Source organism: Streptomyces sp. enrichment culture, assembly GCF_964272895.1.
GTDB lineage: Bacteria > Actinomycetota > Actinomycetes > Streptomycetales > Streptomycetaceae > Streptomyces.
Window position 1 is genome coordinate 526,850 of record NZ_OZ186832.1, and the last position, 19,194, is coordinate 546,043.

General features: G+C 72.5%; 13 protein-coding genes. 8 read left to right on the forward strand and 5 right to left on the reverse strand.

Features of this window, described 5'->3' with window-relative positions; genetic code table 11:
• The first annotated feature begins 163 nt into the window (after nt 1–163).
• The 4 genes from lanKC (at nt 164) to ACSU6M_RS02380 (ending at nt 6,777) form a co-directional block, all read left to right on the forward strand.
• The gene (gene lanKC / locus ACSU6M_RS02365; RefSeq protein WP_437066571.1) at nt 164–2,797 is read left to right on the forward strand and encodes a class III lanthionine synthetase LanKC; all 2,634 of its coding nucleotides are present in this window, start codon (nt 164–166) and stop codon (nt 2,795–2,797) included.
• 44 nt (nt 2,798–2,841) lie between these two features.
• Nucleotides 2,842–2,970, forward strand: coding sequence for a SapB/AmfS family lanthipeptide (locus ACSU6M_RS02370; protein WP_352188740.1), 129 nt, complete (start codon nt 2,842–2,844; stop codon nt 2,968–2,970).
• Between the two features lie 148 nt (nt 2,971–3,118).
• The gene (locus ACSU6M_RS02375; RefSeq protein WP_437066572.1) at nt 3,119–4,960 is read left to right on the forward strand and encodes an ABC transporter ATP-binding protein; all 1,842 of its coding nucleotides are present in this window, start codon (nt 3,119–3,121) and stop codon (nt 4,958–4,960) included.
• A complete protein-coding gene (locus ACSU6M_RS02380) occupies nt 4,957–6,777 on the forward strand; it encodes an ATP-binding cassette domain-containing protein (protein WP_437066574.1) in 1,821 nt (606 codons plus the stop codon). Before ACSU6M_RS02375 ends, ACSU6M_RS02380 begins: the two co-directional genes overlap by 4 nt.
• A 33-nt stretch (nt 6,778–6,810) precedes the next feature.
• On the opposite strand, the gene ACSU6M_RS02385 is transcribed toward ACSU6M_RS02380, so the two are convergent.
• The gene (locus ACSU6M_RS02385) at nt 6,811–7,422 is read right to left on the reverse strand and encodes a LuxR C-terminal-related transcriptional regulator (protein ID WP_437066576.1); all 612 of its coding nucleotides are present in this window, start codon (nt 7,420–7,422) and stop codon (nt 6,811–6,813) included.
• 301 nt (nt 7,423–7,723) lie between these two features.
• Nucleotides 7,724–8,386 (reverse strand): chloramphenicol phosphotransferase CPT family protein, encoded by a 663-nt coding sequence (locus ACSU6M_RS02390; RefSeq protein WP_437066578.1) that lies wholly within the window; start codon nt 8,384–8,386, stop codon nt 7,724–7,726.
• A 226-nt stretch (nt 8,387–8,612) separates the two neighbouring features.
• Between ACSU6M_RS02390 and ACSU6M_RS02395 the strand changes: the two genes are divergently transcribed.
• The 3 genes from ACSU6M_RS02395 (at nt 8,613) to ACSU6M_RS02405 (ending at nt 11,962) form a co-directional block, all read left to right on the forward strand.
• A complete protein-coding gene (locus tag ACSU6M_RS02395; protein ID WP_437066579.1) occupies nt 8,613–9,050 on the forward strand; it encodes a Fur family transcriptional regulator in 438 nt (145 codons plus the stop codon).
• A gap of 32 nt (nt 9,051–9,082) precedes the next feature.
• Nucleotides 9,083–11,308 (forward strand): catalase/peroxidase HPI, encoded by a 2,226-nt coding sequence (gene katG, locus ACSU6M_RS02400; RefSeq protein WP_437066580.1) that lies wholly within the window; start codon nt 9,083–9,085, stop codon nt 11,306–11,308.
• 156 nt (nt 11,309–11,464) lie between these two features.
• A complete protein-coding gene (locus ACSU6M_RS02405; RefSeq protein ID WP_437066582.1) occupies nt 11,465–11,962 on the forward strand; it encodes a lamin tail domain-containing protein in 498 nt (165 codons plus the stop codon).
• A 61-nt stretch (nt 11,963–12,023) separates the two neighbouring features.
• Here ACSU6M_RS02405 and ACSU6M_RS02410 read toward each other — a convergent pair whose 3' ends face one another.
• The gene (locus ACSU6M_RS02410) at nt 12,024–13,688 is read right to left on the reverse strand and encodes a lysyl oxidase family protein (RefSeq protein ID WP_437066584.1); all 1,665 of its coding nucleotides are present in this window, start codon (nt 13,686–13,688) and stop codon (nt 12,024–12,026) included.
• Between the two features lie 372 nt (nt 13,689–14,060).
• On the opposite strand from ACSU6M_RS02410, the gene mgrA reads away from it, so the two are divergent.
• Complete coding sequence (gene mgrA / locus ACSU6M_RS02415; RefSeq protein ID WP_437066586.1) at nt 14,061–15,104, forward strand: L-glyceraldehyde 3-phosphate reductase; 1,044 nt, start codon at nt 14,061–14,063, stop codon at nt 15,102–15,104.
• A gap of 74 nt (nt 15,105–15,178) precedes the next feature.
• Here the strand turns inward: mgrA and ACSU6M_RS02420 are convergent, their stop codons facing one another.
• Both ACSU6M_RS02420 and ACSU6M_RS02425 read right to left on the reverse strand, forming a co-directional pair.
• A complete protein-coding gene (locus tag ACSU6M_RS02420; protein WP_437066588.1) occupies nt 15,179–18,073 on the reverse strand; it encodes a hypothetical protein in 2,895 nt (964 codons plus the stop codon).
• Nucleotides 18,070–19,182 (reverse strand): ATP-binding protein, encoded by a 1,113-nt coding sequence (locus ACSU6M_RS02425; RefSeq protein WP_437066590.1) that lies wholly within the window; start codon nt 19,180–19,182, stop codon nt 18,070–18,072. The genes ACSU6M_RS02420 and ACSU6M_RS02425 overlap by 4 nt, the downstream gene beginning before the upstream one ends.
• Nucleotides 19,183–19,194: the final 12 nt, after the last annotated feature.

Sequence of the window (19,194 nt, forward strand, 5' to 3'; positions counted from 1 at the left end):
TCCCCACCGATGCCCACCGAGGCGGCCAGGTGGATCGGGAGGGGCCTGCACGGGGCCCTGGTTACCTGTGCGTTCCGCACATACGGAAGGTGACAGCGGCGACTGTCGGGGGTCGTGGGGGACATGACAGCGTCGTGTCCGTCACCGACCGAGGGAGCGCGCAGTGAACAAGGGGTACGCGGTCTTCTGCGACGCCGACCGTCACTTCTACGACGCGCCGCACCGCCTCGTCTTCGGCCAGGCCGAGGGCGGCTCCCTCTACCGGGCCGCCACCCTCCCCGTGCCCGAGGGCTGGACCTCTCACCGGACGGGCGACTGGCTCGCCCTGCGTCCGGTGGGCCGCCCGCTCCCCTCGCAGGGCTGGAAGATCCACGTCTCGGCCGGTCTCGACAACGCGGAGGCGGTCCTCGCCAAGGTCCGGGAGTACTGCCTGGGGCAGGACGTCGCCTTCAAGTTCGTGCCCAGCCGCTATCTGCTGCACCAGCGCAACGCCAAGTACGCGGACCGCTCGGCGAGCGGCAAGTTCATCACCGTCTACCCGGCCGACGACCGGGAGTGCGAGCGCGTGGCCACCGACCTGGCCGCGTCACTGGACGGCGAGGCGGGTCCGTACATCCTGAGCGACCTGCGGTGGGGCCGGGGCCCCGTGCACCTGCGGTACGGGAGCTTCACCCGCCGCCACTGCTACGACGAGCACGGGGAGCTGCGGCCGGCCCTGGAGGACGCGTCCGGGACGCTCGTACCCGATCACCGCGGCCCCGTCTTCCACGTGCCCGACTGGGTGACGCCGCCCGCCTTCCTGCTCCCGCACCTCGCGGCACGGGCCGCGGTGACCGTGGGGGACCTGCCGTACGAGATCGAGAAGGCGCTGCACTTCTCCAACGGCGGCGGCGTGTACGAGGCCCGGCACCGGCCGACCGGCCGGCGGGTCGTCCTGAAGGAGGCGCGCCCGTACGCCGGGCTGGCCGCGGACGGGGCGGACGCCGTGACCCGGCTGCGCCGCGAGCGCGAGGCGCTGGAGAAGCTGTCGGGTCTCGCCTGCACGCCGGAGGTCCTGGACAGCTTCACCGTCGGCGAGCACCACTTCCTGGTGCTGGAGTTCGTGGAGGGCAAGCCGCTCAACACCTTCTTCGCCCGCCGGCATCCCCTCATGGAGGCCGACCCGCCGGCCGAGAAGCTCGCGGAGTACACGCGGTGGGCCCTGCGGATCCACGGGCTCGTCGAGCGGGCCGTGGCCGGGGTCCACGCACGCGGGATCGTCTTCAACGATCTGCACCTGTTCAACATCATGGTGTCCGAGGACGAGTCCTCGGTGGTGCTGCTGGACTTCGAGGCCGCCAGGCCCGCCGCGGAGGGCGGCCGCCAGACGGTCGCCAACCCGGCGTTCGTGGCACCGGCCGACCGGCGGGGCTTCGACGTGGACCGGTACGCCCTCGCGTGCCTTCGGATCGCCCTGTTCATCCCCCTGACGAGTCTGCTGGCCGTGGACCGGGCCAAGGCCGCGCACCTGGCGGAGGCCGCCGCGGCGCGGTTCCCGGTGCCCCCCGGATTCCTGGACGAGGCGGTGCGGGAGATCATGCGCGAGCCGGCCGGGGCCCGGCCCCGGAACGGCGTCCGGGGGCCCGCTCGACACCCGGACGGCTCCCGGTTCCTGCCCGTGGAGCCCGGGGACTGGCCTGCCGCCCGTGACTCCCTGGTGCGCGCCGTCCACGCGTCGGCGACCCCGGACAGGGAGGACCGCTTCTTCCCCGGCGACATCGCCCAGTTCGCCACCGCCGGCGGGGGCATGTCCGTCGCGTACGGCACCGCGGGAGTGCTCCACGCCCTGCGGGAGAGCGGGGCCGGCCGGTGTCCGCAGGCCGAGGACAGACTGCTGCGGTACGCCAAGGCACCCGACTCCGGCACGCCGCTCGGCTTCTACGACGGGCTCACCGGCGTCGCCTGGACCCTCGACCGGCTCGGACACACGGCCGCCGCGCTCGAACTGGCCGCACTCGTCCTCGAACAGGACCACGACGCCCTCGCCCCCGACCTGCACGGAGGGACCGCCGGCATCGGCCTCGCCCTGGACGCCCTGGCCACCGCCACCGGCGAGACCGCCCTGCACGCGGCGGCCCTGCGCTGCGCCGAGCTGACGGCACGCCCGCCGCGGACATCAGCCCGGACGGCGGGGGCGGCGACGCCGGGCACGGTGCGCACGGGACTGCTGCACGGCGGTGCCGGACGGGCCCTGCTCTTCGTACGGCTCTACGAACGCACGCGGGACTCGGCCCTGCTCGACCTCGCCGCCGAGGCACTCCACGACGACCTCTCCCGCTGCGTCCGCGGGGCCTCGGGGACCCTGCAGGTCGACGAGGGCTGGCGCACGATGCCCTACCTCGGCGCGGGCAGTGTCGGCATCGGCATGGTGATCGACGACTATCTCCTGCACCGGTCCGACGACGCCCTGGACCGGGCCCGCCGCGACATCGTACGGGCGGCGCAGGCCACCTTCTACGCCCAGCCGGGCCTCTTCCGCGGCGTCGCCGGGATGGTGCTCCACCTCTCCCGTACGAACGTCGGCGGACCCGGTACGGCGCCGCAGGACGTACGCCGCCAGGTCGGATGCCTCACCTGGCACGCCATGGCCTACCGGGGTCACCTCGCCTTCCCCGGCGAGCAGATGATGCGGCTGTCCATGGACCTCTCCACCGGAACCGCCGGCGTTCTGCTGGCCCTCGCGGCGGCGCTGGACGACCGCCCGGCGCACCTGCCGTTCCTCCCGCCGCTTCCGCGGCCCCACGAACCGGCCCCATGACGGGGTCGTCCGCACCATCCGTCCCGACACGAAAGGAAACGATCATGAACCTGCTCGACCTTCAGTCGCTGGAGACCCCCAAGGACGAGGCCATCGGTGACGTCGAGACCGGGAGCCGCGCGAGCCTCCTGCTCTGCGGCGACAGCAGCCTCAGCGTGACGACCTGTAACTGACGCGATCCCGCTTCCCGCACGGCGCCCTGAGCGCCCGCGCGGAGTCACGGTGCCCCTGGAGCGCTGCTCCCGGGGCACCGGCCGTCGGGGCGGGACACCGTCGGCGGACGCACGGGGGCCCGTACGAGAAGGGAAGAGAGGGGATCGGATGGCCTCGCCGACCGGTTCCGACCGGCTGCTCATCGGCGCCGCACGGCACACCGCGGGCATCACCGCGGCGCTGCTGCTCTGCTCCGTCGTCGGCGCCGCCTGCTCGCTCGCCGTCCCCGCGCTCGCCGGCGGGACCCTGGACCTGCTGCTGCGCGACGGGCCCGGCGCGCAGACGTGGCTGGCGTGGACCGCCGCGCTGCTCGCCGTGGAGATCCTCGCGGAGACCGGCACCGTGCTCCTGACCCAGCTCGCCAACGCCCGCGCCACCGCGTGGATCCGGCTGCGCGCCCTGGCCGGCCTCCTCGGCACCGCGCCCCACCGGGCGGCGCCCCACTCGGGCGGTGACGTCGCCGCACGGCTGTGCGTCAACGCCAGCGACAGCGGCACCGCCCCGGCGGCCCTCGCGACCTCGGTGTCCTCCGTGCTCGTACCGATCGGAGCGCTCGTGGCCCTGGCGCTCATCCATCCCTGGACCGCGGTGGTCTTCGCCGCCGGCCTCCCGCTGCTGCTGCTGCTCCTGCGCGCGTTCGCCACCCAGTCCTCCGACTCGGTCGGCCGGTACCAGCAGGCGCAGGGCGCCATGGCCGCCCGGCTGGCCGAAGCGCTGGGCGGCGCCCGTACCGTCGCCGCCGCCGACACGGCACGCCGCGAGGAGGACCGCATCCTCGCCCCGCTGCCGGAACTGGCCCTGCACGGCACGCGCATGTGGCTCGTCCACGGCCGTGCCGTGGCCCGGAGCGGAGTCCTGCTCCCGCTGCTCACCACGGCCGTCGTCGCGGTGGCGGGGACGGGCCTCGCCGCGGGTGACGTCAGCGTGGGCGAGCTGATGGCCGCGTCCCGGTACGCGGCGCTCGCCGCCGGGATCGGAGGCGTCGCCGCGCCCCTCGGCACCCTGGTCCGGGCCCGCAGCGCGGCCCGCCGCACCGCCGAGCTCGCCCAGCTGGAACCGATGGCCCACGGTGCCGCCGTCCTGCCGCCCGACGGGCCCGGCGATCTGGAGCTGCGCCAGGTGCGGGTGGTGCGCGGGGGTGTTCCTCTGCTCACGGACGTGACGCTCGCCGTCGAGGGCGGCTCGACGGTGGCCGTCGTGGGCCGCTCCGGTGCGGGCAAGTCCACTCTGGCGGCCGTCGCGGGCAGGCTGACCGACCCCGATGCCGGACGCGTTCTTCTGGACGGTGTCGACCTGGCCGACCTGACCGTCGCGGAGCTGCGGGGGGCGACCGCGTACGCCTTCGCCCGTCCGGTCTTCGACGGCGGTGCCACCGTCACGATCGGCGCGGCGCTGGCCGCCGGGACCGGTCCCGAACGGGGCCCCGCCACGGCGGAGAGGGTCAGGGAGGCCGCGAGGGCCGTCCGCGCCGACGCCTTCCTGCGGCTGCTGCCCCGCGGCTACGAGACCCCGGTGGACGAGGCGCCGCTGTCCGGCGGAGAGGCCCAACGCCTGGGCCTGGCGCGGGCCTTCGTCAACCATGGGCGCCTGATGATCCTCGACGACGCGACGTCCAGTCTCGACACGGCCACCGAACGGCAGGTGGAGCGCGCCCTCGCCGCGTCACCGCGACCGTGCACCAAGCTGATCGTCGCCCACCGGGTGTCCACCGCCGCCCGAGCGGACCGGGTGGTCTGGATGGAGGCGGGCCGCGTACGGAAGACCGGGCCTCACCGTCTGCTGTGGGAGGACCCGGAGTATCGCGCGGTGTTCACCGCGCAGGCTTCGCCGCCGGCGGCCGGGGTGGACGCCGTGACAGCCGGGGCGGAAGCGGCGACACCCGGTGCCGAAGCGGTGACACCCGAGACGAGGACGCCGACGCCGCCGACCGGAGCGGAGGTGCGCACGTGACCCCGGCGCCGCGCACGACGCAGGCGAAGGAGCCGTCGGCGGCGGACGCACCGGCGTCGCGGCCGGCTCCGGCTCCGGCCCCCGAGGACGCGGCCACGGTCCGGCGCGCCATGGCGCCCGTCCGGTCCGTCCTGCTCCGCCGCAAGGGCGTCCTGGTGAAGCTGGCGGCATGGTCCGCCGCCGAGTCCGCCCAGACGTTCCTCGGCGGCTACTGCGTGGCCCGGTCCCTCGACGACGGTTTCCTCCAGGGCTCCCCCGCCACAGGACTGCTCTGGCTGGCGGGGGCCGCCGTGGCGATCCTTCTGGGCGCTCCCGTCGTCCGGGGGATCTTCGCCCAACTCCCCCACCTGACGGAATCGTTGCGGGACGACCTCGTACGAGGGTCGGTCGTACGGGCTCTGCGCTCGGCCACCGCGGCGGGCCGCGGCGTGGACACCACCGCGGTGTCCCGGCTGACGAGCCAGACCGAGATCGCCCGGGACAGCTTCGCCGGACTGGTGCTCGCGGCCCGCTCCTTCGTCTTCGTCGCCGTGGGAGCCCTCGCCGGACTGGTGTCGCTAGCGCCGCAGTTCCTCCTCGTCGTCCTCCCTCCGCTGGTGCTGGGCCTCGCCCTGTTCACGGCGTCCCTGCGGCCCATGGCACGGGCCCAGCACCGCTACCTCGACGCCGACGAGGCGGTCGGCCGGCGTGCCGGGATCACCCGTACCGCGCTGCGCGACATCGTGGCCTGCGGTGCCCAGGAGGCGACCGCCGCGCAGAACCGCCGTGCCGTCGAGGAGGCCGCGGCCGCCCAGCGCGCCCTGGCCCGCTGGGCGGCGGTCCGCACGCTCGCCGTGGCGACGGCCGGGCAGCTGCCGGTGTTCCTGCTGCTCGCCGCGGCCCCATGGCTCCTTGGCCAGGGCGTCACGGCGGGCGCCATGGTGGGGGCGCTCACCTACGTCCTCCAGTCGCTGCTCCCCGCCCTGCACACCCTGATGACCGTGCTGGGCGCGGCGGGCGCACGGCTGTTCGTCATCCTGGACCGGCTCACCCGGCCGTTGCCCGCCGCGCCCTCCCCCGCCGTCCCCGCGGCCGGTCCCCGTCGCACGGGCCGGGCGACCGCGGCCCTGGAGCTGCACCGCGTGCGCGCCGCGTACGGCCCCGGAGCCCGTCCCGTCCTGGACGATCTGGAGCTGACCGTCGAGCGGGGTGAACACCTCGCGGTCGTCGGTCCGAGCGGCATCGGCAAATCCACCCTTCTGCACGCGATGGCGGGTCTGCTGACGCCCGAGCGGGGCGAGGTGCGGCTCTTCGGCCGCGCGATCGGCACCTGCCGGCCGCCGGAACTCGCGGCCCTGCGCGTGTTCCTTCCCCAGGAGGCGTACGTCTTCACGGGCACCCTGCGGGAGAACCTGTGCTACCTGCGGCCCGACGCCGGCCGGGCCGATGTCGAGGGGGCCGTGGACGCGCTGGCCCTGCGGCCGCTGGTCGACCGGGTGGGCGGTCTGGACCGTACGCTGACGCCCGACACCCTGTCCCTAGGCGAACGCCAGCTCATCGCCGTGGGACGGGCCCATCTGGCCTCCGCCCCGCTGTTGCTGCTCGACGAGGCGACCTGCCACATGGACCCCGTCGCGGAGGCCACGGCCGAACAGGCCCTGCGGGCCCGGCCCGGGGCCCTGGTCGTCGTGGCCCACCGGCTGTCGTCCGCGCTGCGGGCCGACCGCGTCCTCGTCCTCGACGGCTCCCGTGCCCGGCACGGCACGCACGCGGAACTGCTGGAGCGGTCCGCTCTCTACCGCGACCTCATGGGGCACTGGGGCGAGGCCGAGGGGTGAGCCCTCGGGCGCGGCGGCCTCACCCGGCCGCCGTCAGGTCCACCCGGCGCCCTGGGCGATCCGGATGGCGTCCACACGGTTGCGGGCGCCGACCTTGCGTATGACGCTCGCCATGTAGTTGCGGACGGTGCCCTGGGACAGGAACAGCGTCGTCGCGATCTCGGAGATCGGCGCTCCGTCGGCGGCCAGCGACAGGACGCTCAACTCCCGCCGGGTCAGGGGCATCTCCGCGGCCTGCAGGAACCCGAGCGCCAGCTTCTCGTCGATGAAGCGCTCCCCTCGGGCCAGCCGGTGCACGGCCTCCACCAGCCGGCCCTTGGGGCTGTCCTTGTCGAGGAAGCCGGTCGCCCCTGCCGCGTGAGCCCGTCTCAGCACTCCCGGCCGCTGCCCCGGAACGAGCGCCAGGAGCGCCGAGCGGCCGGCCGCGTCGGCTCCGGAGGAGGGTAAGCAGGCGGTCACGGGTACGAAGGAGGGTGGCAGACACTCGGCGTCGGCGACGTACACATCCGTCTCCGGCCGCTCGGCGGCCGGGTCCTGCGACCACCGGGGCAGCGAGGCGACCACCTGGATTCCGCTCGACCGCAGCAGTTCCTCGAGCGCGAGACGCAGGAGCTGTGCCTCGTAGACCACCGTCACTCGTATCATTCCCAGCCCTTCGGTCCTGCGTCGTGCCAGGGGTGCGCGACGCGAGCAGCCACCCCACTCGTCTGCCCTTGACGCTCCGGCAGGAACGGGGCGCCTGGCGCACGGGGGGCGCACTTCGAGGGCTCCCCGGCCGGATCCGATCCGTGCCCGTCACGGAGACACAGGCCGACGGGGCGCGGTGCCGGCCGGCGCGCACGGGGATTGTCCAGATCCCACCCCGGCACGGCTCGCCCCTGGACCGTCGCAGGAACGACATCCTCCGCAGAGCACGGCGGAGGTCGGCGCAGGCGGCCCCCGACCTTCAGGTGGGCCGCGACGGCTTCGGGGACGGGGAGGCGGTCGCCGTCGCGGCGCCGGCCGTGCGCAGGGTGCGGCGGAGCGTCTCGAAGGCCGTGGGGCGCGGGCGGTCCCGCAGGAAGTCGCGGATGCGCAGGGCGCATTCGGCCGGGCTGTGGCGGGCGGTGTCGACGTCGAGGTCGTGCGGGCCGTGGGCGTGGATGTGCGGGTACTGCGACGCGGCCAGCCCCGGCTCCCGGTCCCCGCGCGCGGCCTCGCGGCGCTCCAGCTCCGGCAGCGGGCAGCGGACCGCGACGAGCACCGTGTCGGCGGGCTCGAGCAGGCCGAGGAGGTCCAGGAGCCGCCAGCGCCGGCTCAGCGGATGGTCGACGACCAGGTTGTTGCCGCCGGCCGCCATGCCGGCGACCGCCCGGTGGAACCCCTTGCAGGTGCGGTCGATCTCGGCGTGCATGTCACCGCCGGCGACGACCCCGCCGCGCATGCCGTGGAAGGCGTCCACCGGGAGGTGGAACCAGGTGCCGTCGAGGACGCCGAGCAGTTCGCGGGCGATGCTGGACTTGCCCGAGCTGGAGGTGCCGTTGAGCAGGACGACGGTTCCGCCGGAGAGGGTCTCGGGGATCCGCGCGCAGGCCGGGTCCTCCGGATCGGGAACCGTCTCGTGGGTCATGTGGCCAAGGTCCTCTCGTACCGTCTCGTGCGTCATGCGGCCGGGGTCCTCTCGTCCGGGGCGTGGGCTCTCTTCCGTGCGACCGCCATGATCATCGCATCGCGGGGGCGGCCAGGCCGAGGCCGGCCGGCCTGTGCATACGCAACCTTCTGTTCTGGAGCCTGTCCAAAACTTGCCCCGTTCGTTTCCTTGAATCATTCGTGTTTAGGAGGGTAGGTTCGGCGGCATGACCGCATCCGGGGCCCGGACCACCGCCGAGGAGCTGCGCGGTGCCGGCCTCAGGGTGACGGCCGCCCGTGTGGCGCTGCTGGAGACCGTCCGCGGCGGCGACCATCTCGGTGTCGACGCGATCGCGGCAGGGGTCCGCGACCGGGTCGGCCATATCTCCGTCCAGGCCGTCTACGAGGCTCTCCACGCGCTCACCGCGGCGGGACTCATCCGCCGTATCGAGCCGGCGGGCAGCCCGGCCCGGTACGAGGGGCGCGTCGGGGACAACCACCACCACGTCGTCTGCCGGTCGTGCGGCGCCGTCGCCGATGTCGACTGCGCGGTCGACGCGACTCCCTGTCTGACCGCCTCGGACGACCACGGCTTCACCATCGACGAGGCCGAGGTCATCTACTGGGGCCTGTGCCCCGAATGTTCCATCACCCGTAGTTCGTGAGCGCGTGATCCGCCTGATCCGGAAGGATTGCAATGTCCGAGAACCACGACGCAATCGTCACAGACGCGAAGACCGAGGACGGAGGCGGCTGCCCGGTCGCGCACGGTCGGGCTCCGCACCCGACCCAGGGCGGCGGCAACCGGCAGTGGTGGCCGGACCGGCTCAACCTGAAGATCCTCGCCAAGAACCCCGCCGTGGCGAACCCGCTCGGTGAGGACTTCGACTATGCCGAGGCGTTCCAGAGCCTCGACCTTCCGGCCGTGAAGCGGGACATCGCCGAGGTGCTGACCACCTCGCAGGACTGGTGGCCGGCCGACTTCGGTCACTACGGCCCCTTCATGATCCGTATGGCCTGGCACAGCGCGGGCACCTACCGCATCAGCGACGGCCGCGGCGGCGCGGGCGCCGGCCAGCAGCGCTTCGCGCCGCTGAACAGCTGGCCCGACAACGCCAACCTGGACAAGGCGCGCCGCCTGCTGTGGCCGGTGAAGAAGAAGTACGGCCAGAAGATCTCCTGGGCCGACCTGATGATCCTCGCCGGCAATGTCGCCCTGGAGACCATGGGCTTCAAGACCTTCGGCTTCGCCGGCGGCCGCGAGGACGTCTGGGAGGCGGAGGAGGACGTCTACTGGGGTCCCGAGACCACCTGGCTGGACGACCAGCGCTACTCCGGCGACCGCGAGCTGGAGAACCCGCTCGGCGCGGTCCAGATGGGCCTGATCTACGTCAACCCCGAGGGACCCAACGGCAACCCGGACCCGGTCGCCGCGGCCCGCGACATCCGCGAGACGTTCCGCCGGATGGCGATGAACGACGAGGAGACCGTCGCCCTGATCGCGGGCGGCCACACCTTCGGCAAGACCCACGGCGCCGGCCCCGCCGACCACGTCGGCCCCGACCCCGAGGCCGCCGGCCTGGAGGAGCAGGGCCTCGGCTGGAAGAGCACCTATGGCACCGGCAAGGGCGCCGACGCCATCACCTCCGGCCTGGAGGTCACCTGGACCGCCACGCCGACCCGGTGGAGCAACGGCTTCTTCAAGAACCTCTTCGAGTACGAGTACGAGCTGTCCACCAGCCCGGCCGGTGCTCACCAGTGGGTGGCGAAGAACGCCGAGGCGATCATCCCCGACGCCTACGACCCGTCCAAGAAGCATGTGCCGACGATGCTCACCACCGACCTGGCGCTGCGCTTCGACCCGGTCTACGAGCAGATCTCGCGCCGCTTCTACGAGAACCCGGACGAGTTCGCCGACGCCTTCGCCCGCGCCTGGTACAAGCTGACCCACCGTGACATGGGCCCGATCGTGCGCTACCTCGGCCCGGAGGTCCCCTCGGAGACGCTGCTGTGGCAGGACCCGCTGCCGGAGCGGACGTACGAGCTGATCGACGAGGGCGATGTCGCCGCGCTCAAGGCGAAGATCCTCGACTCCGGCCTCACCGTCTCCCAGCTGGTGTCCGCGGCCTGGGCCGCCGCCTCCTCCTACCGCCACAGCGACAAGCGCGGCGGCGCCAACGGCGGCCGCATCCGGCTGCAGCCGCAGGTGAACTGGGAGGTCAACGACCCGGACCAGCTCGCGCTGGTGCTGCGCACCCTGGAGGGCATCCAGGAGTCCTTCAACGCCTCGGCCGGCGGCGGCAAGCAGGTCTCGATCGCCGACCTGATCGTGCTCGCCGGTGGCGCCGCCATCGAGAAGGCGGCCAAGGACGGCGGCTTCGACATCGAGGTGCCCTTCACGCCCGGCCGTGTGGACGCCTCGCAGGAGCAGACGGACGTCGAGTCGTTCGCCGCGCTGGAGCCGGCCGCCGACGGCTTCCGCAACTACCTGGGCAAGGGCAACCGGCTGCCGGCCGAGTACCTGCTGCTCGACAAGGCGAACCTGCTGAACCTGAGCGCCCCGGAGATGACCGTCCTGGTCGGCGGTCTGCGGGTGCTGGGCGCCAACCACCAGCAGTCGCAGCTCGGTGTGTTCACCCAGACGCCCGGCGCGCTGACCAACGACTTCTTCGTCAACCTGCTCGACCTGGGGACGACGTGGAAGGCGACCAGCGAGGACGCGAACACCTTCGAGGGCCGTGACGCGGCCACCGGCGAGGTCAAGTGGGCGGGCAGCCGCGCCGACCTCGTCTTCGGCTCGAACTCCGAACTGCGCGCCCTCGCGGAGGTCTACGCGAGCGACGACGCCAAGGAGAAGTTCGTGAACGAGTTCGTCGCCGCCTGGGTCAAGGTCATGGAGGCCGACCGCTTCGACCTCGTCTGATCCCACGCACCCCGACGTCCGGGCCGGCCCGCCGCGCGCGGCCGGCCCGGACCTCTCTCTCGGGCCTTCACCAATTCCCCACGGTACGTGCATGAGTTGTGCACAGCGCGTGTATGCTCCAGGCTCCCGAACGGATTCCTGGGGAGAACACACTCCATGCGCATACGCATCGCCCTGGCCTCGGCCGTCGCCGTCACCGGTGCCCTCACCCTCACCACCACCGGCACCGCGCACGCCGCCGAATACGCCTCGGCCGTGAAGATCAAGGGCATCCAGTACGACGCCCCCGGCCGCGACTCCAACAACTGCACCACGGGCAACACCCGGGCCGAGTACCTGACCCTCAAGAACTACTCGTCGACCGCGACCGTCAACCTCCGCGGCTACAAGGTCAGGGACGCCGCCGGCAACACCTTCACGTTCCCGACGAACCACTACCTCGAGCCCGGCGACTATGTGAAGCTGCGCGGCGGCAAGGGCACCAACTCCGACGCCAACAACGTCGTCTACCGCCAGAACTGCAACTTCATGTGGAACAACGACAAGGACACGATCTACGTGTACAAGTCGTCCGGCAGCCGCGCCGACGTCCACTCCTACACCAAGTCGGCCAACGACGCGGACGGCAACGGCTACATCAACTTCCACGGCTGACAGCCGACCGCGACCAGGGGCCGCCGGTGCACGGCGGCCCCTGGCTCCTTGCGGCGGGGTGCTACTTGGCGTCGATCAGGTGGTGCGGCGGCACCTGAACCGTGCGGGCGCCCGGCTCGCCGCCGAGGATCACCTTGCGCAGGGCGACGTTGTTGTTGAGGTTGGTCTCCTTCAGCCGCTTCTCCGGGTTGGCGATGACCTGGATGTAGTACGTGCCGTTCGGCAGGTCGGTGATGTCGAAGGACTGGCCCGGACGGTACTGGGTGTAGGTGTCGCCGGAGCCGACGTCCAGCACCTCACGCACGGACAGCGAGTTCTGCTGACCGCAGGCGGTCGACAGATCCGTGTTGTACGGGTGCCAGTTGGCGTTCTTCACCGTGTAGTCCACGGCGTCGGTGTTGGCCAGGCAGAACGCCTCCTTGCCGCTGCGCACCTCCTTGGTCTGGTCCGCGCTCAGCAGCCGGTAGCTGGCGAAGTCGGTGAAGTGCCAGTGCTCGTGCCCGATGCGCGGGTCCCACTCCATGGTGCCGGTGGGCGTGTAGCCGACCTGCTTGCCGTTGGCGTCGTAGAAGTACTGGTAGGCGTCCATCAGGTCCTCGCCCGGGGTGCGGAAGCCGTCCACCACCAGCGGGGCCGGGCCCGCGTTCCACACGTTGGCGCTGAAGGCGAGGTAGTCCTTGCCGGGTACGTCGCCGTCCTCGCCGTCGGTGATGGCGATGTCCCAGGCCGGCAGCGAACGCAGGTCGGGCTTGGGCACGTTCGCCGGGACGCTCGCGCGGCCCGTCGGCGCCTTGGCGTTGGGCTTGAGCGCGGGCGCGATGCGCGAGCCGTCCGTGTGACCGGGACCGTCGCCCAGGTGGTGGGCGGCGCCCCGGTCCTCCAGCGCGTGCGAGAGAGCCGGCGGCGTGGGCGCGTCGGCACCGCGCGGGCCGTAGTGGTGGGCCGTGTGTCCGCTCGGCGCGCCGTGGCCGGCGGCGTGATGGGCACCCGACCGGGCCACGCCCGCGCCACCGCCGTCGGTCTGCTGACGCACGGTCACCTTGATGGTGGGCCGGTCGTCGGGGATGCCGAAGAGGTCACGGTACTTCTTGGCCACCGCCACCTGGGCCGTGTACTCGCCCACCGGGAGGTCGACCGGCTTGTCGTAGTCGAAGGTGGTGGAGTTGGACGCCCACCCCTTCTCCACGCCCCACACCGAGCCGAGCGTGAACGGGTTGGTGGGGCAGCTCTCCGGATAGTGCGACTTGGCCGGCGCGTCCGGGCGGATGCGGCCGGAGGCGTTGTTCGGGCAGAAGGTGCCCTTGGTCTTCGCGGCGACCTCGCCGGCCGCGTTCTTGACAGTGACCTCCAGGAAGCCGGGCAGGCCCGTGAAGTCCTTCACCGTGCCGGCGGGCAGCGTCTTCGTGCGGGTGGTGGAGCCGTCGCGGAAGACCTGCTGGGCGACGACCGGGTCCTTGTAGGACTTGCGGGTCACCTTGAACTCGAACGGGGCGTTATCGACGGTGATGTAGGTGCCGAGGTCCAGATAGACCCCGGATTCCCCCTCCCAGCGGTCGACCGTGACGGACTTCGACGCCGCCACCAGCTTCAGCTTGGGCTGGCCGGCCGGGGTCGAGGACGACCCCGCGCCGGGTGCGGCACCGGCCGCCACGACGACGACGGTGCCCGCCGCGACCGCGGCGAGTGAGGCGCGGGTGATGCGCTTGCGGTGTTGCTTACTGGTCATCGGTTCCTCGTCTGCGCGTGCCATGGTCAGTGGCATCGGACTCGACAGACCCACGGACCGGCCGTACGGTGCCGGGCGCACCCCACGCGCCCCGGCCGACCTGTGGACATCCTGTGAGAGTGGCAAATGCGGGGCGAGGGTTGCCTGTTGATGCGGAATTCAGCTCATCGGGTGACCGGGCTGCTGTCCGGGCCGACCGGCCGAGCGGCGGTTCAGGTCCAGCCGCGGGACCCGCCCCGCCCGTGTATTCAGAAACGGCGCCGCTGAATACGATGAGCGGCGTTGGTTGGACTTCACGATCGCCCGAGGGCAGGGTGGTGCCATCCCCCGAACCCGACGGGACCCCTCACCGCACCACCCGGAGACCACCCGATGAACCACGTCGCGGACCCCGAGCGCTACGACGGCACCATGCGCTACCGGCGCACCGGACGCTCAGGGCTCGACCTCCCGCTGCTGTCGCTCGGCTACTGGCACAACTTCGGCGACGACCGGCCCTTCGAGACCCAGCGCGAGATCGCGCTGCGCGCCTTCGACCTGGGCATCACCCACCACGACCTGGCCAACAACTACGGCCCGCCCTACGGCTCGGCCGAGATCAACTTCGGGCGCCTGATGAAGCAGGACCTGGCGCCCTACCGGGACGAGCTGGTGATCTCCACCAAGGCGGGCTGGGACATGTGGCCGGGCCCGTACGGGCAGGGCGGCGGCTCCCGCAAGTACGTGCTGGCCTCGCTCGACCAGTCCCTCACCCGTATGGGCCTGGACTACGTCGACATCTTCTACTCCCACCGGCTCGACGCGAGCACCCCGCTCGAGGAGACGATGGGCGCCCTGGACACGGCCGTCCGCCAGGGCAAGGCCCTCTATGTCGGCATCTCCTCCTACGACACCGAGCGCACCCGCGAGGCCGCCCGCATCCTGCGCGACCTGGGTACTCCGCTGCTCATCCACCAGCCGTCGTACAGCATGCTCAACCGCTGGATCGAGACCGAGGGGCTGCTCGACGCGGCCGAGGACGAGGGTTTCGGCGTCATCGGCTTCACCGCGCTGGCCCAGGGCCTGCTGACCGGCCGCTACCTCGACGGCGTCCCCGAGGACTCGCGGGCCGCGCAGGGCAAGTCCTTCGACACCGGCTGGCTCACGGAGGACATGCGGCAGCGGCTGCGCGCCCTGAACGACATCGCGGCACGCCGCGGCCAGAGCCTCGCCCAGATGGCCCTCGCCTGGGCGCTGCGCGACGAGCGGGTCACCTCGCTCGTGATCGGCGCCTCCCGCGTGGAGCAGCTGGAGCAGAACGTGGCCGCGCTGGAGAACCTCGAGTTCAGCGCCGAGGAGCTGGCCGAGATCGACAAGTACGCCACCGACGGCGGCGTCGACCTCTGGCAGGACGCCCGCCTCGGCAACCTGGGCTGAACGACCCCACCAGCCCCGCTCGCCCGCCCCTTCGCCCGGCCGCCCCCTGCGGCCGGGCGAAGGGGCGGTTGCCGTCAGGACGGGGCCAGCAGTCCCTCCAGCGCGGTCGCCGTCTCCGGGTGGCGGCCGAGGAGCGCCGCACCGTGCACGGCCGGCGCGTCCGCGGTGTCCCATGCGCCCTCGCAGCCGAGCACTGCGGCGAGCGCGTCGCAGGTCTCCGGGTGGGCGGCGAGGAGGGCGACACCCTGCGGGGCCGCCGTCTCCTCGGTGGCCCAGGTCCCCTCGTAGCCCAGCAGTCCGGCGAGCGCGTCGCAGGTCTCCGGGTGGGCCGGGAGCAGTGCCGCGCCGCGCGCCTCGCTCCTGGGCGTCCGCGCCTTCGGCACCTGCTCCGTGCGCCACGGCGGCACCCAGCCGTCCAGGGCGTCCAGCCGGCCGGGGAAGATCCGTCCGGCCTCCCGGATGAGCAGCGGGGCCAGGTCGGCGCCGCCCGCCCGCAGGGTGGTGATCAGCGTCGGCAGCCAGGGCAGCAGGACCGGGTCGGGCAGCTCGGCGAAGGCGTTCGACACCGCCTCGACGACGAAGTCGGTGAGCTGCGGCACCGGCTCCAGCGCGTGCAGGAACCCGCTGAGATAGCGCGGGTACGCCGGCACCACCAGGGGATTGCGCAGCAGCTCGGCGCAGCGGGCGCGCAGCTCGGCGCGCGGGAGCCTCCCGAGGTGGGTCTGCGCCGCCCACAGCAGGGCCGTGCGGTCGGGTTCCTGCGGGTGCGACTGGGCGACGGCCAGCTCCAGCTGGGTGCGGTCGCAGCCCAGGGACAGGGCCAGGCCCTCCATGCTGAACAGGAAGCCCAGCATGGCCGCGACCTGGCGGACGGTGGCGTCCTCGTCGGTGAACGCCGTCGGCAGCAGCGTGCAGTAGTGGGCGTAGCCGGTCTTGACGAAGGACTCTATCCACGCGGGCAGTACGGGCTCACTGGTGCGGTAGTACCCCAGCAGCCCGCGGACCCGGCGCAGCACCTCCGGTGCACCGTCGACGCTGCGCTCGGCCGCCAGCACCTGGAGGGCGTGGGTGCCGAGTTCGTCGGCGAGGCGGCGGCTGCGCAGATACCGCAGCGCGTCCTCGACGGCCTGCAGCACGGTCGCGGCGGTGGCCTTCGGGTCGTAGGCCCTGCGTCGCAGCCGCTGCTCCAGGACCTGTTCGATGCTGACGCCCTCGTAGCCGAGCTCGATCAGGGCCCGCTGGTGGGTGCCGAGAGCCAGGTCCCACGATTCCTGGATGGGTTTCTCACCGAGCCGCCGGTCGCCCATGATCGGGCGGGCGGCGCCGTGCGGCATCAGGTACTTCAGGATCCACAGCACATCGGAGCACTTCTCCAGCTCCGGCCGCGAGGCGATGTCGAGCAGGGCCCGCTGCACCCCGCGCTGCTGGAGCCTGAGGTTCAGCGGGGCGAGCCGGTCGTGGACGTCCCGCGCCAGCGGCGGCAGGGAGTCGTAGCCGACCTGGCCGATGCGGTCGCCGCCCATCATGATCTCGACGAGCCTGCGCACATCGCGCCGGCCGGGCACGGCGTCCTTCTCGATGCAGGTGACGGCCGCGTCCTGGAAGTCGTACGGCGTGGGCTTGGCCCGGTCGCGCATCCCGGCGAGCAGGATGGACGTCTCGAACACGGCGATGGCGTCGGCGGTCGAGGCGAGGTAGCCGTTGCGGCGGGCGGCGCGCACGATGTCCACGGACCAGCCCAGCAGTTCGGCCTCGTCGAGGGCGTCCAGCACCGGCGGGCGCTGCAGGAAGCCGGTGAGCCGGTCGGCGGGCGGGGTGTCGGCCGTCGGAGCCGGCGGGGCGGTCGCCTTCGCCGGTTTCTTCGTGCCCGCCTGCCCGGCCAGCCGGTACGGCTTCACCCGGCTCCGCTTGACGTTCTTCGCCCACTGCGTCGCCGCGATCGACACCGACCCGGCGGCGAGGCCGAACTGCGCCTCGATCGCCGCGTGGCTGGACGGGATCAGTCCGTACTGCCACGTGGTGCCGGTGCGGGGACCGATCTCGAAGCTGTCGCTGCCGCCGACGCCGAACTCCTCGACCCGGCTGGCCGCGTGGAACGCGCCGCAGACGTAGAGGCAGTCGGCGGGGTCGGTGCCGGTGGCCGCCAGGTGCTCGCGCATCCGCGTCCACATGTACCGCTCGCGGTCCTCGTCGATCCGCACCCGCCGGGTGTCGCCGGGGGCGAGGCGGCGGAAGAGGCTGCCGATGAGGAACATCACCTGGCGGTAGGTGTCGTGGTCGCTGTCGCCGAGCGGCAGCTCGACGTACTGGTGCCACCACTCCGACCAGTGCCGCACCTTGCCGTGCCGCAGCAGGTGCTCCTCCAGCTCGGCGAACCGCGGCCTGAGGTCGCCGATCTCGACGCCGACCGCGTCGCCGTGCAGCGCGGCCTCCTCCTCGGCCGGCGGCGCGTCGGGGTCGGCGGTGCCGGCCGGTCCGGTGTCCTCGGCGTCCTCGGGCTCGCGCCACTGGAAGACGTGGTCGCTGGAGCGGTCGACGAGGACCAGTTCGACGCCGGGGGTGTCGAGGGCGTAGGCGATGGCCTGGTACTCGGCCGATGCCTCGGTGACCGGGGCGACGACCGACAGCGGCGCCCAGTCGGCGGGGAAGCCGTCGACCTCGGAGGCGAATGCCTGCACCGCCACCGGCAGACGGCAGTTGCGCAGCTCGGTGAGCAGCGGGGCCATGTCCTCGCACAGCTCCAGGTAGATCACCTTGGGCTGCTTCTCGCGCAGCCGGCGGGCCATGGCGAGGGCGGAGGCGGGCGAGTGGTGGCAGACGGGGAAGATCTCCAGCGGTTCGCGGATCGCCCGGTCCACGTCGTCGACCATGCCGAGGAGGATGCCCTCCAGGGCGCGGGGACCGTCGGCGAACGCCTTGGCGGCCTCTTCGAGCTGGCCCCGCAGGGCCGTGAAGGTGGCCTCGCTCATGACAGGGTCGCGATCGCGTCGCGGCCGCCCTCGAGGAACTCCGGCCAGGAGCCGCCCTCCTCCTTGCTGCGCGGCTCGACGACACCGTGCAGGTACTTGTTGAGGATCGCCAGGTCCTCCGGCTCGCGCCGGGCGAGGGAGCCGACGAGGGAGGAGGCGAGGGTGTGGGCGGTCAGGGTGCGTTCGCCGAAGAAGTTGCTGTGCAGGATGGCGTCCTCCAGGACGCCGATCTGCTCGGCGGTGGACAGCGCGGACTCCAGCTTCTCGTCGTCGCTCGCGGCCGCGGCGGAGGAGGCCCGCAGGTCGGCGAAGCTCTGCAGCAGCACGTCCAGCAGGGTGGGCGGCACGTCCAGTTCGATCTGGTGGCGGCGCAGCAGTTCCTCGGTGCGGAAGCGGACGATCTCCGCCTCGGCCTTCTTGTTGCTGACCACGGGGATGCGGACGAAGTTGAAGCGGCGCTTGAGCGCGGACGACAGGTCGTTGACGCCCCGGTCGCGGCTGTTGGCGGTGGCGATGACGGAGAAGCCGGGCTTGGCGAACACGATGTTGTCGCTGTCGAGTTCGGGCACGGAGATGTACTTCTCGGACAGGATCGAGATCAGTGCGTCCTGGACGTCGCTGGTGGAGCGGGTGAGCTCCTCGAAGCGGCCGATGGCGCCTGCCTCCATCGCGGTCATGATCGGCGAGGGGATCATCGACTCACGGGACTGGCCCTTGGCGATCACCATGGACACGTTCCACGAGTACTTGATGTGGTCCTCGGTCGTACCCGCGGTGCCCTGCACGACCAGGGTGGAGTTGCGGCAGATCGCGGCGGCCAGCAGTTCGGCGAGCCAGCTCTTGCCGGTGCCGGGGTCGCCGATCAGCAGCAGACCGCGGTCGGAGGCGAGGGTGACGATGGACCGCTCGACGAAACTGCGGTCGCCGAACCACTTCTGCGAGATCTCCCGGTCCAGTCCGTCGGCCCGCTCGGAGCCGAGGATGAACAGGCGGACCATCTTCGGCGACAGGCGCCAGGAGAACGGCTTGGGGTTGTCGTCGATCGACTCCAGCCAGTCCAGTTCCTCGGCGTACTTGATCTCGGCGGGGGCGCGCAGCAGGTCGGACATGTCGTGGGCCTT

What these genes read in the sequence shown, in the direction of transcription:
- ACSU6M_RS02425 (WP_437066590.1), bottom strand. Translation starts at nt 19,182, where the DNA reads ATGTCCGACCTGCTGCGCGCCCCCGCCGAGATCAAGTACGCCGAGGAA.
- ACSU6M_RS02385 (WP_437066576.1), bottom strand. Translation starts at nt 7,422, where the DNA reads ATGATACGAGTGACGGTGGTCTACGAGGCACAGCTCCTGCGTCTCGCG.
- ACSU6M_RS02370 (WP_352188740.1), top strand. Translation starts at nt 2,842, where the DNA reads ATGAACCTGCTCGACCTTCAGTCGCTGGAGACCCCCAAGGACGAGGCC.
- ACSU6M_RS02395 (WP_437066579.1), top strand. Translation starts at nt 8,613, where the DNA reads ATGACCGCATCCGGGGCCCGGACCACCGCCGAGGAGCTGCGCGGTGCC.
- ACSU6M_RS02410 (WP_437066584.1), bottom strand. Translation starts at nt 13,688, where the DNA reads ATGACCAGTAAGCAACACCGCAAGCGCATCACCCGCGCCTCACTCGCC.
- ACSU6M_RS02375 (WP_437066572.1), top strand. Translation starts at nt 3,119, where the DNA reads ATGGCCTCGCCGACCGGTTCCGACCGGCTGCTCATCGGCGCCGCACGG.
- ACSU6M_RS02390 (WP_437066578.1), bottom strand. Translation starts at nt 8,386, where the DNA reads ATGACCCACGAGACGGTTCCCGATCCGGAGGACCCGGCCTGCGCGCGG.
- katG (WP_437066580.1), top strand. Translation starts at nt 9,083, where the DNA reads ATGTCCGAGAACCACGACGCAATCGTCACAGACGCGAAGACCGAGGAC.
- mgrA (WP_437066586.1), top strand. Translation starts at nt 14,061, where the DNA reads ATGAACCACGTCGCGGACCCCGAGCGCTACGACGGCACCATGCGCTAC.
- ACSU6M_RS02405 (WP_437066582.1), top strand. Translation starts at nt 11,465, where the DNA reads ATGCGCATACGCATCGCCCTGGCCTCGGCCGTCGCCGTCACCGGTGCC.
- ACSU6M_RS02420 (WP_437066588.1), bottom strand. Translation starts at nt 18,073, where the DNA reads ATGAGCGAGGCCACCTTCACGGCCCTGCGGGGCCAGCTCGAAGAGGCC.